General features: G+C 31.0%; 17 protein-coding genes. 16 read left to right on the forward strand and 1 reads right to left on the reverse strand.

Annotated features, from left to right (window positions below; genetic code table 11):
- Window positions 1-33 precede the first annotated feature (33 nt).
- The 3 genes from FQU21_RS14510 to FQU21_RS14520 are packed head-to-tail and all read left to right on the forward strand — an operon-like array spanning window position 34 to window position 3,020.
- Entirely contained in the window at window positions 34-993 is a 960-nt protein-coding gene (locus FQU21_RS14510) for a hypothetical protein (RefSeq protein ID WP_147678728.1), read from the forward strand.
- Between the two features lie 6 nt (window positions 994-999).
- The gene (locus FQU21_RS14515) at window positions 1,000-2,145 is read left to right on the forward strand and encodes a hypothetical protein (protein ID WP_147678729.1); all 1,146 of its coding nucleotides are present in this window, start codon (window positions 1,000-1,002) and stop codon (window positions 2,143-2,145) included.
- Between the two features lie 32 nt (window positions 2,146-2,177).
- Window positions 2,178-3,020, forward strand: a complete 843-nt coding sequence (locus tag FQU21_RS14520; RefSeq protein WP_147678730.1) for a universal stress protein — start codon at window positions 2,178-2,180, stop codon at window positions 3,018-3,020.
- Between the two features lie 76 nt (window positions 3,021-3,096).
- On the opposite strand, the gene serB is transcribed toward FQU21_RS14520, so the two are convergent.
- Window positions 3,097-4,320, reverse strand: coding sequence for a phosphoserine phosphatase SerB (gene serB / locus FQU21_RS14525; protein WP_147678731.1), 1,224 nt, complete (start codon window positions 4,318-4,320; stop codon window positions 3,097-3,099).
- A 338-nt stretch (window positions 4,321-4,658) separates the two neighbouring features.
- Here serB and FQU21_RS14530 point away from each other — a divergent pair, with 338 nt between their 5' ends.
- The 13 genes from FQU21_RS14530 (at window position 4,659) to FQU21_RS14590 (ending at window position 17,119) form a co-directional block, all read left to right on the forward strand.
- Window positions 4,659-5,339: a TetR/AcrR family transcriptional regulator gene (locus FQU21_RS14530; protein ID WP_147678732.1), complete on the forward strand. Its 681-nt coding sequence runs from the start codon at window positions 4,659-4,661 to the stop codon at window positions 5,337-5,339.
- Window positions 5,332-6,996, forward strand: coding sequence for a peptidase domain-containing ABC transporter (locus FQU21_RS14535; protein ID WP_147678733.1), 1,665 nt, complete (start codon window positions 5,332-5,334; stop codon window positions 6,994-6,996). The genes FQU21_RS14530 and FQU21_RS14535 overlap by 8 nt, the downstream gene beginning before the upstream one ends.
- Before the next feature lie 3 nt (window positions 6,997-6,999).
- Complete coding sequence (locus FQU21_RS14540) at window positions 7,000-8,355, forward strand: HlyD family secretion protein (RefSeq protein WP_147678734.1); 1,356 nt, start codon at window positions 7,000-7,002, stop codon at window positions 8,353-8,355.
- 5 nt (window positions 8,356-8,360) lie between these two features.
- Window positions 8,361-9,749, forward strand: coding sequence for a TolC family protein (locus FQU21_RS14545; RefSeq protein ID WP_147678735.1), 1,389 nt, complete (start codon window positions 8,361-8,363; stop codon window positions 9,747-9,749).
- 166 nt (window positions 9,750-9,915) lie between these two features.
- Complete coding sequence (locus tag FQU21_RS14550) at window positions 9,916-10,548, forward strand: Crp/Fnr family transcriptional regulator (RefSeq protein WP_147678736.1); 633 nt, start codon at window positions 9,916-9,918, stop codon at window positions 10,546-10,548.
- A gap of 505 nt (window positions 10,549-11,053) precedes the next feature.
- Window positions 11,054-11,323 (forward strand): heavy-metal-associated domain-containing protein, encoded by a 270-nt coding sequence (locus FQU21_RS14555; protein ID WP_147678737.1) that lies wholly within the window; start codon window positions 11,054-11,056, stop codon window positions 11,321-11,323.
- Between the two features lie 11 nt (window positions 11,324-11,334).
- Window positions 11,335-12,363 carry a c-type heme family protein gene (locus tag FQU21_RS14560; protein WP_147678738.1) on the forward strand — a complete coding sequence of 343 codons (1,029 nt, stop codon included), beginning with the start codon at window positions 11,335-11,337 and terminating at the stop codon, window positions 12,361-12,363.
- A gap of 12 nt (window positions 12,364-12,375) precedes the next feature.
- On the forward strand, window positions 12,376-12,672 hold the full coding sequence (gene trxA / locus FQU21_RS14565) for a thioredoxin (RefSeq protein ID WP_147678739.1): 297 nt from the start codon (window positions 12,376-12,378) through the stop codon (window positions 12,670-12,672).
- A gap of 374 nt (window positions 12,673-13,046) precedes the next feature.
- Entirely contained in the window at window positions 13,047-13,766 is a 720-nt protein-coding gene (locus FQU21_RS14570) for a peroxiredoxin (protein WP_147678740.1), read from the forward strand.
- A 180-nt stretch (window positions 13,767-13,946) separates the two neighbouring features.
- Window positions 13,947-14,258, forward strand: coding sequence for a hypothetical protein (locus FQU21_RS14575; protein WP_147678741.1), 312 nt, complete (start codon window positions 13,947-13,949; stop codon window positions 14,256-14,258).
- A gap of 81 nt (window positions 14,259-14,339) precedes the next feature.
- Window positions 14,340-14,954, forward strand: coding sequence for a TetR/AcrR family transcriptional regulator (locus tag FQU21_RS14580; protein WP_147678742.1), 615 nt, complete (start codon window positions 14,340-14,342; stop codon window positions 14,952-14,954).
- Window position 14,955: 1 nt separating this feature from the next.
- Complete coding sequence (locus FQU21_RS14585; RefSeq protein WP_147678743.1) at window positions 14,956-16,206, forward strand: TolC family protein; 1,251 nt, start codon at window positions 14,956-14,958, stop codon at window positions 16,204-16,206.
- A 10-nt stretch (window positions 16,207-16,216) separates the two neighbouring features.
- Window positions 16,217-17,119: an HlyD family secretion protein gene (locus FQU21_RS14590; protein WP_147678744.1), complete on the forward strand. Its 903-nt coding sequence runs from the start codon at window positions 16,217-16,219 to the stop codon at window positions 17,117-17,119.
- Window position 17,120: the final 1 nt, after the last annotated feature.

Genomic DNA, 17,120 nt, shown 5'->3' on the forward strand with positions numbered 1-17,120 from the left:
TCAATAAAAAAGACAACTCTACCAATATTTTATATGGATTTTTCAACAGTAGTTATTTATCTTGGCTTCACTTTAGCAGCCTATTCTGTAGTAGGAAACGATACCATTCAAACTTTAGGAACATTTTTAAGTTCGAATGAACGAAAAAAGTGGTGGGTATTATGGCTTTTTGCCGGAGGAATTCTTGCTACAACACTTGTTTATGGCTATTTTACGCACAATGGAGACGTTTCTTATGGACGTCTTGAAAAATACCCCATGCCAGATCCTTTTTCATGGTATTATATTTTACCTCCTATTATTTTAATGTTGCTTACACGTACCGGAATTCCGGTAAGTACATCGTTTTTAATTCTTACATTTTTTAACCAAAAGAATTTAAGCGATATGATACTTAAATCCGTTTCAGGATACGCTGTTTCCTTTGTAGCGGCCATTATTTTATATTTAGCCATATCTAAAATACTTGAGAAAAAATTTATAGAAAACCCAATAACAGATAGAGAAAATAAAATTTGGACGGCTTTGCAATGGTGCTCAACCGGTTTTCTTTGGTCGCAATGGCTCATCCAAGATTTTGCCAACATCTATGTTTATTTACCAAGACAACTTGAATTATGGCAATTAGGCTTTTCATTAATAATTATTTTAGGGATGCTCGCTTTTATTATTGCAAAAAAAGGTGGAGCCATTCAAGGTATTGTTAAGTCTAAAACCAATACGGTAGACCTTAGATCGGCAACACTTATCGATTTTACCTACGGAATTATTCTATTTTATTTTAAAGAATTAAACAATGTACCTATGAGTACCACATGGGTATTTATAGGTATTCTAGCGGGTAGAGAAATAGCACTAAACTTTATGCTTAGAAAAAATGAAGCCAGACGCTCTATGTTTAGTAATCTCGGGATGGACTTATTTAAAGTCTTTATTGGTTTGGTTGTAAGTGTGGCTTTAGTTTATGTTGTTAAATATTTAGCCTCCATGTAATTTTTAATGAAAAACATTGTACTAAAAATGGTTGTCGCTGCGTATTTTTTCTTTTACCCATCGTTTATTTGGGCACAAGAAGAAACCAATAATCCCGATAAAAAAGGGATTAACATTGCTAATATTGTTAAAATGTCTGGAAATTGGTTTATGGCATATAGAGATGGAATTGCGCAAACCCAAGCAGATCAAGATGTTTTAGCTACAAACAATCATGAAAGTGCTTTTGTACTTAAAAGAAGTTATATTACCTTAAAAAAAGATTTAGACGATGTATTCTCTGTAAGATACACCATGGACTTAACCATTGATAGAGATGGTGAAGATGCTGGTAATATTGAAACTCGGCTTAAATATCTTTACGTAAAAACAAAACCTAGAATAAATAGTAAGGTATTTACAGGTTTATGGATTCAAGTAGGTATGGTACATACTCCATGGCTAGACTATGAACAAAAAATAAACACCTATCGGGTGCAAGACAATATGTTTATAGAGCGAAATAAAATATTTAACTCTGCCGATTTTGGAATTACCGTTAATGGTAATATTGGTCCAAAAATGGATGAAGCTTTTTTAAAAAAGGTAAAAAGCCCTTTAACAGGAAAATATTTAAGCTATGCCTTTGGTTTATATAATGGTGGCGGTTATTCTGGAGCAGAAAACAACAATAATAAACTTATTGCCGGCCGTTTATCCTACCGGCCCTTTCCTTCAAAAATTCCGGAACTACAAATAAGTGGTTATTTTAATACAGGAAAAGGAAATAGCGCAGAGCGCCCAGATTTTAATCAAGTTCTCGGTTTTCTGGCCTATACAGGACAACAACTTACGTTAACAGCCCAAACTCATGAAGGAACTGGTGATTTTAGAGCAACATATACAGATGAAAACAACCCGAAAATAGCTTTAAAAAACTATGGCTATAGTTTTTTTGGAGAATATAAATTTAAGAAAAGTCCGTTTGCTATTTGGGGAAGATATGATAATTTTACTGTAAAAGACATAACAGACAACAATACAAAACGTTATATAGGTGGATTAACCTATAAAATTAATAATTACTTAAGAATGGTTTTCAATGTAGAACATTCTAATAAAATAAACACTAAAGACGATATTTATGAAGTTAACCTTGAGGTTGCTTTCTAAAAAACATAAAAAAAACTCTAAACTTTAAAAAAATGAAAAGCATATTATTTCCTACAAATTTTACCGAATTATCCTTAAATGCTTTTACATACGCTATGGAGTATGCCCAAAAATCCAACTCAAAGTTAATTGTATATCACACATATACAGAAGCCGAACCTATAAATGAAAATGCTCAAGCAGTATATAACAAGATAGACATTCAGAATTTTAGAAGTAAAAAAGACAAATTTCCACCATTTGAAAACATTATTAAAAACAGTAAAGTTGGAAAACTTAATGTAAAATATGTTGTGGATGAAGGTACGTTTGTAGAGTCTTTAAAAAAATACATTCTAAAGAAAGAAGATAAAATAGACTTAATTATTATGGGGACACAAAGTAACCAAAATAGTTTGTTTAATATTTTTATGGAAACCAATACCATCAAGATATTAGAAGAAATAAGCAAGCCAGTATTTGCTATTCCAGAAAGAGCGGTTTTCGATGGTTCATTTGATAATATTGTTTTTCTTGTTGATTATAAAGAAGATGAAATTGTACCTTTGGCCGATGTTATTGAAAAATCTCAAGAGTTTAATTCAAAATTACACGTTATTCATTTCGATTTGGCTCACGTAGAATCTATTTCACCTTTATTAGAAACTTTTAAAGAATCTATCAACTCGGCTCACCTAAATAATGTAGAATTTATTTCTATAGATTCTATAGATTTAAAAAAATCCTTAACCGAATACTGTGTAAATAATAAAATAGATATGGTTTGCTTAATTAACCATAAACGAAATTTCTATCAACGCTTATTCTCTTTCAGCTTAACTGAAGATTTATTAAATAATCTAGATATTCCTATTATGGCTATTTATCGCGAATAATAATAAAAAACCCAATACACATAAAAAGCTCTAATATTTAGAGCTTTTTTTATTAAAACAAATAAGTAAAACCTTTTTAGTCCACCAAATCAATATGGCGGTCATGATACCCTAATAGGTATAATACACCATCTAAGCCAATACTAGAAATAGAACTTTGCGCATTATCTTTTACCTTTGGTTTGGCATGAAAGGCAATACCTAAACCTGCAAGATTAAGCATGGGCAAATCGTTTGCACCATCGCCCACAGCAATAGTTTGGCTAATATCAATACCTTCTTTTTTTGCAATTTCTTTTAAATATTCTGCTTTTTTGTTGCCATCAACAATATCGCCTAAATACCCACCTGTTAATTTTCCATCAACAATTTCTAGTTGGTTGGCATATACATAATCCATACCTAATTCTTTCTTTAAATACTCACCAAAATAAGTAAAACCACCAGAAAGAATAGCAGTTTTAAATCCGTAACTTTTTAACGTATCAATTAAACGTCTGGCCCCTTTAGTTATAGGTAAGTTTACAGCAACATCCTGTAAAACCTGTTCACTTAATCCTTCTAAAAGTTTCATACGTCGTTCAAAACTTTCGTTGAAATCAATCTCGCCCTGCATGGCCGATTCGGTAATCGCTTTTACCTCGTCACCTACTCCTGCAAGTTCTGCCAATTTATCAATAACTTCTGCCTGAATTAGTGTAGAATCCATATCGAAACATACCAAACGCCGATTTCTTCTAAAAATATTATCTTCTTGAAACGCAATATCAATATCAAGGTCATTCGAAATTTGCATAAACTTCGCCGTTAATTCTTCTTTACTATCAATTTTACCACGTACAGAAAGTTGAATTGAAGCGCGAGGATATTCGGCTTCTTTTTTAAGCGACAAACGCCCTGTTAATCTGGTTATAGAATCTATATTTAAATTTTTTTCCGAAATTACTTTCGTAACTTCTGATATTTGTTCGGCTGCTAGTTTCTCTCCTAGAAGCGTTATAATATACCTGTCTTTTCCTTGATTCGTTACCCAATCTTCATATTTATCAATAGAAATAGGTGTAAACTTTGCCGAAATACCAAGTTCATAAGCCTTAAAAAGTAAATCTTTTAAAACGGCAGCCGATTTCTTTTTAGATTTTATTTCAAACAAAATACCTAACGATAATGTATCGTGAATATTAGCTTGACCAATATCTAAAACCTTTGCACCATATTCTGCCAAAACCCCCGTTAAACTAGAGGTTAACCCTGGTTTATCTGGTCCTGAAATATTTAATAAAACAATCTCTTTAGCCATAATTTAGTTTTTACTTTTTTCAAAGTTGTAAAAATCATTATTCTATTTGAATTATAAAAGTTTTTTATGAAGAATGATTTTAAGAAATAAACAAATTATTGTTTTCACATAAAATCCTTTAAAACACATATATTTTATTTACTGTTTGTTTAAAATTTAGAAAAAAAATTAGGGCTTATTAAATAATTATAAAAATTTTAAACGATTTTTTAATTAAAAAGAATTTACATACAAATATTATTTTAAATAAATAAAAATTGCATTTACACCAATGCTAACAATTATTTAACTTGCAAAATTGATAGTATTACTATTAACTTTGTAAAAAATAGTAATTTATGGATTCTTTATTATCAAATATTAAAATAAACATTCCCCCAGGCATCTATTTAAAGGATCCTGAAACCTCAGAATTAGGTAAAAAAATTATTGAACATAGTATTATACTTATCCAAGACATAGGATTTGAAGATTTTAATTTTAAAAAACTAGGTGGCGTTATAGGTTCTAACGAGAGTTCTATATATCGTTATTTTGAAAGCAAACACAAATTACTTATTTACCTCACGTCTTGGTATTGGAGTTGGATAGAATATCAGTTGGTTTTAGAAATATTTAGCATAACTAACGCTGAAGAAAAATTAAAAAAAGCCATAGAAATAGTAACTAGAACCACAAAACAAGACTCCAAGTACAGTCATATTAACGAAGTATTATTAAATAAAATTGTTATTTATGAAAATTCTAAATCTTATCTTACAAAAAGCGTAGATACAGAAAATAAAGAAGGTTTTTTTATGTCTTATAAACGGGTAGTTTATCGTATTTCAGAAATTATTTCACAATGCAATAGCACTTACCAGTATAGTTTAAGTTTGGCTAGTTCTATTGTAGATGGGGCGCTACATCAACATTTTATAAAATCTCATTTTAAAACAATTACCAATTGCAATACAAAAAACACTCCTACACATTTTTTTACAAATTTAGTTTTAAACACCATTAAAATACATGGATAACAATACTTTATCACCTTGGAAACGCTTCATAGGTTTAGTAGAATTAGAGCGCAAAGATATATATCAAATTGCTTACTACGCTATTTTTGATGGTTTGGTAAGCCTATCCCTTCCAATTGGAATTCAAGCTATAATTAACTTATTACAAGGCGCTCAAATATCTACTTCTTGGATTGTTTTAGTTTTACTGGTTACCGGTGGCGTAGCATTTTCTGGGCTGTTAAAATTAATGCAAATGCGTATTATTGAAACCATACAGCAACGTATTTTTACTAGAGCTTCCTTAGATTTAAGTTATCGTTTTCCAAAAATAAAAATGAGTAAACTGCATAATTTTTATCTTCCAGAATTGGCAAACCGTTTTTTTGATACTATAGTCATTCAAAAAGGATTATCTAAAATATTAATCGATATGCCATCGGCATTATTACAAATTATATTTGCTTTAATTCTCTTATCATTTTACCACCCATTCTTTATCATATTCGGGATATTATTATTAATGCTCATTTATGTAGTATTTAAATATACAGCTAAACGCGGTTTAGAAACCAGTTTAAAAGAATCTAAACACAAATATAAAGTGGCACATTGGCTACAAGAAATTGCGCGTACTATTATTAGTTTTAAGCTTTCGGGAAAAACAGGTTTAGCAATGGAAAAAAGTGATCATTTAGTATCAGAGTATTTAGAATCTAGAGAAAATCACTTTAAAATTTTAGTCATGCAATTTATGCAACTTATAGGTTTTAAAGTTCTAGTAACTATAGGCTTATTGGTTATAGGAGGCCTATTGGTTTTAGATCAAAGGATGAATATTGGACAATTTGTTGCTGCAGAAATTATTATACTTTTAATTATTGCTTCGGTTGAAAAACTAATTAGTGGCTTAGAATCTTTTTATGATGTTTTAACCTCTATTGAAAAATTAGGACAAGTTGTTGATATGCCAATAGAGACACAACAAGGCGAAAAAATACAAGATAATGGTAGTTTAACAATAGAATTTCAAAACGTGTCTTATCTTGTTGAACAACGCTACCAACCTATTTTAAGTAATATTTCTTTCTGTATAGCACCAAAAGATAAAGTTTTAATTAAAGGCGAAAGTGGCTCTGGAAAATCGAGTTTACTACAACTTATTTCTGGATTAGTTTCACCAACATCAGGATATATATATGTAAATAACTTATCAATTCAAAGTCTCTATAAAAATGAATACCGCTCCAATTTAGGCGTCTCGCTTTCCGAAGAAACGCCTTTTGAAGGCAGCATTAGAGATAATATAACTTTTGGCAATAAAAACATTAGCGATGAGGCTATTTATCAAGTCATTGAAAATTTAAATTTAACCAGTTTTTTACATAAGCAAGTTAAAGGCTTAAGCTCGATTTTAAAACCCGAAGGAAAACAAATAGCTTACACTACTTCAAAAAAAATAATACTAGCAAGAGCACTTGTTAAACAACCCAAGCTTTTAATTCTAGAAAACCCACTAGAACATTTTGATAAAGACGAAGCTACTAAAATAATGAACATGTTGGTATCCCCAGAGCAACCATGGAGTTTGGTTGTAGTTAGCAATAATGACCAGTGGGAAACTAAATGCAATAAGCAAATTGCCCTTAAAAAAGGCGTTATCATAAATAAACGGTAAGCGATGTTAAATATAACCAATAATAAAGTTTCAGAATACATAGACTTAAAAACCTTTAAGTCTGGAAAAGATATTTTTAATAAAGAATACCATAAGCGTTTTAAAAAATTCTTGTTAGTATTTTCTTTGCTCATATTAGTTATTATATTTCTTCCATGGACACAAAATATATCGAGTACCGGATTAGTAACTACATTAAAACCAAACCAACGCCCGCAAACGATACAGTCGCAAATTCCAGGGCGTATTGAAGAATGGTTTGTTGTAGAGGGCGATTTTGTAAAAAAAGGAGATACAATTATTAGAATATCCGAAATTAAGAGTGAGTATTTTGATGACCAATTAGCCGAACGAACAGATAATCAACTTACAGCTAAATCGTCATCTGTTAAAGCTTATAAAAATAAAGCTCAGGCCTTAAAAAATCAAATAGCAGCCCTTAAACAAGAACGTAAACTCAAGCTAGAGCAAGGAAAAAATAAACTATTACAGTCGCATTTAAAGGTTACTACCGATAGTATGGATTTAGAAGCTATTAAAATTAAAGCTGATATCAACAAAATTCAATATCAACGTACTATTGAGTTACAAAAGGAAGGTTTAAAAGCCGTTAAAGATGTTGAAGAAAAGCTTGGAAAGTTGCAAGAAGCCAATGCCAAATTAATAGCGCAACAAAATAAACTGTTAAGTTCTAAAAATGAAGTTATCAATGCAGAACTAGCTATTTCTACAATAAACGCAACCTATGCAGATAAGCTTGCAAAAGCCCATAGTGACTTATATACCGCACAATCTAGCGGTTTTGATACCGAAGCACAAGTATCTAAATTGGAAACTAGTTTGGCTAATTATACAAAACGTAGTCGTTTACTTTATGTTACAGCACCACAAGACGGTTATATAAACAAAGCCATTAAAGCGGGCATTGGAGAAACCTTTAAAGCCGGCGAACAATTAGTTAACATTATGCCTTCTAATTTTGAATTGGCAGTAGAAATGTATGTACGTCCTATAGATTTACCACTAATTCATAAAGGCGAAAATGTGCGTGTCCAGTTCGATGGGTGGCCTGCGATAGTATTTAGCGGTTGGCCCAACGTATCTTATGGTACTTACGGAGCAAAGATTGTGGCCATAGAGAATTTTATTAGTTCTAACGGTATGTATCGGGTACTACTAAAACCAGATCCAGATGATGTTGCCTGGCCAGAAGCCATTCGTATAGGTTCTGGAGCCAGAACTTTAGCTCTACTTAACGATGTGCCTATTTGGTTCGAGTTTTGGAGACAAATAAACAGTTTCCCTCCGGACTATTACAAACCAACAAATAATTCAGGATACTCTAAAGATAAAAAGTAAAACACATGCACAAACTTGTAATTACAATCTTGTTTTTAACAGCTTCTTTAGGTTTTTCTCAAGAAAACGACACCATATTATCTTTAGAAGAATATTTAGGATATGTAAAAAAATACCACCCCATAGTAAAACAAGCACAACTAATAACCACTGAAAGTGAAGCCAAATTATTAAAATCTAGAGGCGCTTTCGACCCTAAATTAGAAGTAGATTATAACCGTAAAAAATTTAAATCTACCACCTATTATGATAAGTTGAATACGGCATTTAAAATTCCAACCTGGTATGGTGTCGAATTAAAAGCAAGTTATGAAAATAATGATGGTACTTATATAAACCCCGAATATAAAACGCCCGAAGGTGGCTTATACAGCGCAGGTGTTTCAGTTTCCCTTGCTAAAGGACTGCTAACCAACGACCGCATGGCGACCTTAAAACAAGCTAAATTATATTTGCAATACGCACAAGCAGAACAAAAATTAGTAACCAATGATGTTTTGTACAATGCTATTGCTACTTATTTTAATTGGCTTAAAAACTACAAAGCCAAAATAGTCTATCAGGAGTATTTAACAAATGCCAAAGTACGTTTAAACAGCGTAAAACAAAACTTTTATGCTGGCGATAAGCCCGCTATTGATACACTAGAAGCTAATATTAATTATAAAAGTAGAATGTTAGATTTTGAAAAAGCTAAAATTGGTTATATCAAATCGGCCTTAGAGCTTTCTAATTATTTATGGATTGAAAATAATATACCTTTAGAATTGGAAACCAATGTAGTTCCCGACATAACCACTATTAATAATATTGATGTGGTTTTAAATAGTTCCATTTTAAATACCACCGAAACTTTAATTGAAAACCACCCTAAACTGAAAGGGCTTCAAATAAAAAAAGATATCCTAACTGTTGACAAACGTTTAAAAACCAACAACTTACTACCAAAGATTAATTTGCAGTACAACTTTTTATCTAGTGATTACGAAAACACAAACAGCTTTAATACCGCAAATTATAAAACAGGATTAAATATTAGTTTTCCATTATTTCTAAGAAAAGAACGCGCCGATTTAAGATTGGCTAAACTAAAATTACAAGATTTAAATTTTGATATCTCGGCAACTAAAGTCAATTTAAAAAACAAAGTAAATGCTTCGCTTCAAGAAATAGCATCTTATAAAACACAATACGATATTTTACAAGATATTGTTGTCGATTATAAACAATTTGTAAATAGCGAAGAACGCAAATTTAGCCTTGGAGAAGGGTCTTTGTTTTTGGTAAACTATAGAGAGGTAAAATTTATCGAAAGTCAACTAAAAGCAATAGATGTAGAATACCAATTATTAATTAGTAAATCTAATATCTTGCGCGTTTTAAATAATTTATAAATACCAATGAATACGTTTATATCACACCCTATCATCTAGTATTTCTATTACGCACACTTCGCTTTCTTTTATTAGTTTTTTTTAAGCATTTTTAATATGTAACAAAAATTACGTTACTCAAATTATGTTAACGTAATTTTGAAAAATAACAAAACCCGAGTTAAAAATGATAACAGAATTACGTGATAGTTATGGTCATGTATTTGAAGAAAAATTACTTGAAGAAATTTCAAAAATAGGCGTGTATAAAGAAATTCCCGAAGGTTTTAAACTCTTAGAAATTGGCGATTACATAAAATCTATGCCTTTATTAATGTCTGGAGCCATTAAAATATTACGTGAAGATCATGATGGCGACGAACTCTTACTTTATTATTTAGAAAGAGGTGAAACCTGCTCCATGACCATGACTTGCTGTTTGGGACATAAACAAAGTGAAATAAGAGCTGTTGCTGAAACTGACACCAAACTAATCATGGTGCCTGTAGGTAAAATGGAAGACTGGACTTCAAAATATGAATCTTGGAGAAATTTTGTTTTAGAAAGTTATCACAATAGAATAAATGAACTATTAACCACTTTAGACGGTATTGCTTTTTTTCAACTAGATGAAAGATTAGTGCAGTACTTAAAGAAAAAAGCCGAAATAAATAACGATAATATTATTAAATACACCCACCAAGAAATAGCATACGACCTTCACACCTCTCGTGTTGTAATATCGAGGCTATTAAAAAAGCTAGAACAACTTGGTAAAATAGAACTTCATCGAAATTATTTAAAACTTATAAAATTATAATAATTACCTCAGCTTTTTACTATTAATAAACAACTAAAATGGTTTGATGCGAGTTAGAACAATTAGTAGTATTATGTAACCAAAGTTACCGTGTAGGCTAATACAATTTATTACTTTTAAAGTTTATTATTGTAATAACCTAGTCTGCTTTTAAAAATGTTTTTACCAATAAATAAGAGCGTCACTGTTTTAGATTGTTATAAATTAAAGAAAAAAAACAATAACAAAAACGTGCAATTTATAGACCTAAGAACGCCAAGAGAATACTATAAAGAAACTATATAGATAAGTTACTTTTCAGAGGTTTTTAATTCAGAATTTTGTAAATTAGATAAAAACAAAATCATATAATTATATTGTCGAATCGGCACACGTAGCAAACAGTTTTACAGCAAATTAGCTACTATGGCGTTTACAGAAATCTATGATTTAAAAGGCGGTATTTTAAACTAAAAAAAAGTTTATTAAAAAATAAAAAACACTTTACTTAAATATAAAATAATATATGAAAACTTCAATAATAGTACAAAATTTAAAATGTGGTGGTTGCGCAAACACAATTTCAACAAAACTATCAGAAATAAAAAATATTTCAGACGTACAAGTACATGTAGACGATAGCGAAGTAACCTTTAAACACATTAATGAAGCCGATGCTCTGGCTGTAAAAACCAAGTTAAAAGATATAGGCTACCCATCTATTGACGATGATAATAATTTAGTATCAAAAGCAAAATCTTTTGTGAGTTGTGCCACAGGAAAGTTTTCAAAATAAAATTCATTAAGATGAAAAATGCAATAATATTGGTCATCCTTTCAATATTTATTTTTAGCTGTAATAATTCTAAGAAAAAAGAATATTCGGCTTTTGATAACCAAATGAAAGCCAATAATCATCCGGGTAAAAAATTAATGGAAACCAATTGTTATACTTGCCATAGCCCATCGGCAAGCGAAACAGATAGAATTGGCCCACCTATGATTGCTATTAAAAAACGCTATATAAATAACAACACTACAAAAGAAGAATTTATAGCAGATATGCAGGCCTGGATTAAAGATCCTAATAAAGAACATTCTAAAATGCCTGGAGCGGTACAACAATTTGGAGTGATGCCAAAACAACCATTTCCTGAAAAAACAATTGCCCAAATAGCCGATTTTATGTACGATTTTGATATCGATAAGCCTGATTGGTTTGAAGCCCATTACAATGAACAACACGGAAATGGCATGGGAAAAGGAAATGGAATGAGAAACGGAATGGGTAATGGACCAAAAAATGGACAAGGCATGAAAAATCAACAAACCAATACAACTACAGAACAATTACCCTATGGTGAGCGTGGTTTAAAATATGCTTTAGCAACAAAAGCCGTATTAGGCAAAAACTTAATGGGAACCATTCAAAAAAAAGGCACCTTAGAAGCTTTAGCCTTTTGTAATGAAAAAGCTTACCCCCTAACCGATAGTATGTCTGTTGTAAATAATGCAACTATTAAGCGCGTATCCGATAAGCCAAGAAACCAAAATAATCAAGCAAATAAAAAAGAATTATCGTATATTAATGCTTTCAAAAACGATATTAAAAACAATACTGAACCAAAACCTATCGTAGATCAAATAGACAATAAAGTGCACGTGTACTACCCTATTACTACAAATAGCATGTGTTTGCAATGTCATGGAAAACCAAATCAAGATATTCAAAACCCAACATTACTGAAATTAGCAAGCTTATATCCTCAAGATAAAGCTATAGGTTATTCGGTTAATGAAGTTAGAGGTATTTGGAGTATTACTTTTGATAAATAAACTAAATTAGATATGAGTAAATTTTCAGAATTAATAAATCAAGACAATCTCGTATTAGTAGATTTCTACGCAGAATGGTGTGGACCATGCAAAATGATGAACCCCATTTTAAAAGATGTTAAATCTGTTTTAAAAGACCGTGTGTCTATAATTAAAATTGATGTCGACAAGAACCAAGGCATTGCCGCTAAATACCAGGTTAGAGGCGTTCCCACCATGCTTTTATTTAAAAGCGGAAAACAAGTTTGGAGACAATCTGGAATGCTAAAAAAAGAAGAATTAATAAATGTAATTACTTCGTCCTATTAACAAATTTGTTCCCTATTTTATGGAACATTTCAAAAGAAAGTACAACTTAAATATTACGATAAATATCTCCAACTTATAAAAGTTTATTCTATTAGTTAAAAAAGTAATTTTTGTTGGAGATATTTTTTATAAAAATCACGTTATAAATATCAAATTCGTTTTTTAGAATACATTGACTTAATAAACTATTCGTCATCTAAATACAACCTTCCCCTCTTTTTTTTAAAACGCCTAACATTTTTAAACCAGATAATTATCTACATAATTGTTCTGTTTTAAAATTTTATCTGTTATGTAACCTAAGTTATATATAGACATAAACTATAACTTTATATTTGTATCATAAAACAAATCAATATTATAAAAAGATAATTATGGAATCAAATTTAGAAAAACAAGAGGTTTTCACCATGCCAAGAATTGGTGATAAAGCACCAGAATTTACTGCAACCACGACGCAAGGAGAAATTAATTACCCTTCCGATTATAAAGGAAAATGGTCAATTTTATTTAGTCATCCCGCAGATTTCACACCGGTATGTACTTCAGAATTTATGACTTTTGCGCATTTAGAAGAAAAATTTAATAAAGCCAATTGTAGCCTTATTGGTTTATCAATAGATGGACTATACAGCCACATTGCATGGTTAAGAACTATTAAGGATAAAATTAAATTTAACGGTATGGAAAACATAGAAGTTAAATTTCCTTTGATAGAAGATATTTCTATGAATGTCGCCAAAAAATACGGTATGATTCAACCTGGTGAAAGTAAAACACAAGCCGTAAGAGCAGTATTTTTTGTTGATCCAAATGAAATTGTTCGTGCCATTATTTATTACCCATTAAGTTTAGGTCGTAATTTTGATGAATTATATCGTGCATTAATTGCTATGCAAACTTCAGACAAATTTAATGTAGCAACACCTGCCGATTGGAACCCTGGTGACGATGTTATAGTATCGCCTGCTGGATCTTGTGGTGTTGCAGAAGAAAGAATGACCTCTACTGAAGAATTAGACTGTAAAGACTGGTTTTTCTGTACTAAAAAATTAGATAAAGATTTAGTTTTAGACCGTATTCTTAAAAAGTAAAAGCATTTTAAAATAAGAAGAGAGTCTCCAACACTGAGGCTCTTTTTATTCATATATATTTACAAATAAATAGTCTTTTAAATTAAGTTTATTTAGGTAACTAAAGTTACGCACAATATATTACAGAGACTGTACTTTTACCATCTCGATGAAGCAAAATAATATCAATTAGCCTAAATCATGACAGGTACTTTAATTTCATTAATTAGTGTTTTTATAGGAATCATTGCAGCAAATGTATTTGCAGGTATAAAAAAAAGGTGTTCTTTTGGTTTTACAGGAAACACTTTAATAGGAGTTTTTGGAAGCATATTTTTCATTAAATCCTTTGGAAGATTAGGTTTCGATCCTTGGTCTATTGTTGAAAATGGTACATTTCACAGCACGCTTTTCATAATAAATTGTACGGTTTCTGCTTTAGGCGGTATTCTTGGATTACTTGCTGTAAAATGGATAGAAAAGAAATTAAATACCGAGAAACATAAAGAATAAGACATTAAAATAATCAAACAAGACGCTGTTTGATTATTTTTTGTAAATTTATTAACCATTTGGTTAAACCATTCAGTTGAAATGAAAAAAACAAAAGACGAAAACACCGAAGAACAAATATTAGAGGCTGCAAAAAACGTATTTCAGTCTAAAGGTATGGATGGTGCGCGTATGCAAGAAATTGCCGACAAAGCAGGCATTAATAAAGCCATGCTTCATTATTATTACAGAAGTAAACAGCAGCTATTTGAAGCCGTTTTTAAAAATGCCTTCTCTCTATTAGCACCACAATTAAGTGCGGTTTTAAATGATGATTCTTCTATTGAAGACAAGGTAAAAAATTTCACTTCAAATTATATTTCCTTTATAGTAAAGCATCCTTATTTACCAAATTTCATCATCCAAGAGTTGAATAGAAACCCTGATTTTATTTTAAAACTTAAAGACAATCCTAGTTTCCCAAATCTTGAAAAATTTAAAATACAAGTGAACTATGAAGTCGAAAACGGCATTATAAAACCTATTAGCGCAGAGCAATTATTTATAAATATTTTGGCTTTAAACATTTTTCCATTTGTAGCAAAACCTTTAATCATGGCTTTTACAAAAGCAGATGATGACGCTTACAAAACGCTCATTGAAGATCGAAAAACCGAAGTCGCCAACTTTATTATTAATTCTATAAAGCACGTATAAAATGAAACCATTACTAATCATTTTAATCCTTTTTACAGCGTTAACAAGTGGCGCTCAACAAAGCTTAACTTTAGAAAATTGTTATCAATTGGTAACAACCAATTATCCACTAGCAAAACAGACGCTTTTATTAGATAAACAAAATAAATTGGATACGGAAGTTATTTCAACCTCCAAATTGCCGCAAATTAGCTTAGATGCACAAGCCACTTATCAATCCGATGTCATCGAATTTCCACTAGCCATGTCTGGCATAGAACCGCTAAATAAAGATCAATATCGCGCCACAGTTTCTGTAAATCAGTTAATTTATAATAGCGGTGCAACACATACGGCATTAAGCTTAAAATCGGCGCAGCTAAAAACCAAACAGAAACAAGTTGAAGTGAGTTTATACCAATTAAAACAACAAATTAATCAACTTTACTTTTCTATTTTATTAGCACAAGAATCTAAATTATTACTAGAAGCCAAACAAAAGCAATTACAAGCCAAACTAAAAGAAGTACAAGCGGGCATTAAATATGGTGCTGTTTTACCTGCTTCAGATAAAATTTTAGAAACTGAATTATTAAAAATACGTCAGCAATTTCAAGAATTAGAAAGCAGTAAATTAACACTTTTACAATCGCTATCTTCATTAATAAACCAAGAGCTCAACGCGTCCACCCGACTTCAAAATCCACTTATTGAAACACCTTTAGAAACGGATTTAAACCGTCCGGAATTGGAATTATTTCAACTTAAAAAAGAAGAAATAGAACAGTCGGAAAATATGCTATCAAAACAAAATGCTCCAAAATTACTTGGTTTTGCTACGGGAGGTTATGGAAACCCTGGGCTTAACATGCTCGATAATTCATTTCAAACCTTTTACACTGTGGGTGTTAAATTAAATTGGAAGATTTTTGATTGGAATTCAAACAAAAAACAACGCGGATCTCTACTCATCAATAAAGATATTGTAGATAATGAACGTGACGTTTTTAAACTGAATACTAGCATCGCATTAAATAAACAACAACAAGAAATTGATAAAAACAAAGCCTTTATCACTTCAGATTTGGAGATTATAAACCTTAGAAAAGAAGTACTCAAATCGGCAGAATCGCAACTCAAAAACGGCGTGATTACCTCTTCGGCTTATATTACAGAACTCACCAATTTATATGAAGATGAAAATACGCTAGTAAAACATAAAATTCAGTTACAACTCGCCAAAGCGAATTACAATATTATTAAAGGGCAATAAAAATATACAGATGAAAAACTACAACTATATATTAGGATTAAGCATATTAGCAACAAGCTTATTTTCCTGCGGAAACAACAACGAAAAAGCAGATGGCTACGGAAATTTTGAAGCTACGGAAATAACGATTTCAGCCGAAAACAAGGGAAAACTTATGCAATTTAACGTTAACGAAGGCGATCTGCTTAAAAAAGAGCAGTTTATTGGTTATATCGACACCATTCCGTTAGCACTAAAACGGGAACAATTAGAAGTTTCTAAGGCTGTAATTAGTTCAAAATCTAAAGGCGTTTTATCGCAAATAACGGTGCTAAATTCTAGATTAAAAACAGCAAATATCAATAAAAAACGAGCAGAAAACTTAATAAAAGATAACGCCGGAACCCAAAAACAATTAGATGATGTATCTGGAGAAATTGATGTTATTAAAAATCAAATTCGAAGTATAGAAATACAAAATGCTCCGGTGGTGAACGAGCTTAAATCTATCGATGTGCAATTAAAACAAATTGACGATCAAATTCAGAAAAGTAAAATTATAAATCCGATAAACGGCACCGTTTTAACTAAATATGCGGAACCCAATGAAATTACATCCTTTGGAAAACCATTGTATAAAATAGCCGATTTAAAAACTATGCAGTTGCGTGTTTATATAAGTGAAACGCAATTAGCTAATATTAAAATAGGACAAATAGTTTCAGTAAAAATAGATAATGGAGATGCTATGAAATCCTATAAAGGTAGCATTAGCTGGATCGCTTCGGAGGCTGAATTTACACCGAAAATCATTCAAACTAAAGAAGAACGCGTGGCTTTAGTGTACGCCGTAAAAGTAGATGTAAAAAATGATGGTGGCCTAAAAATTGGCATGCCTGCGGAAATGTGGGTTAATTACTCTGAAAATAATTAAA

The sequence above is a fragment of the Algibacter pacificus genome, assembly GCF_008033385.1.
Classification (GTDB): Bacteria; Bacteroidota; Bacteroidia; order Flavobacteriales; family Flavobacteriaceae; genus Algibacter; species Algibacter pacificus.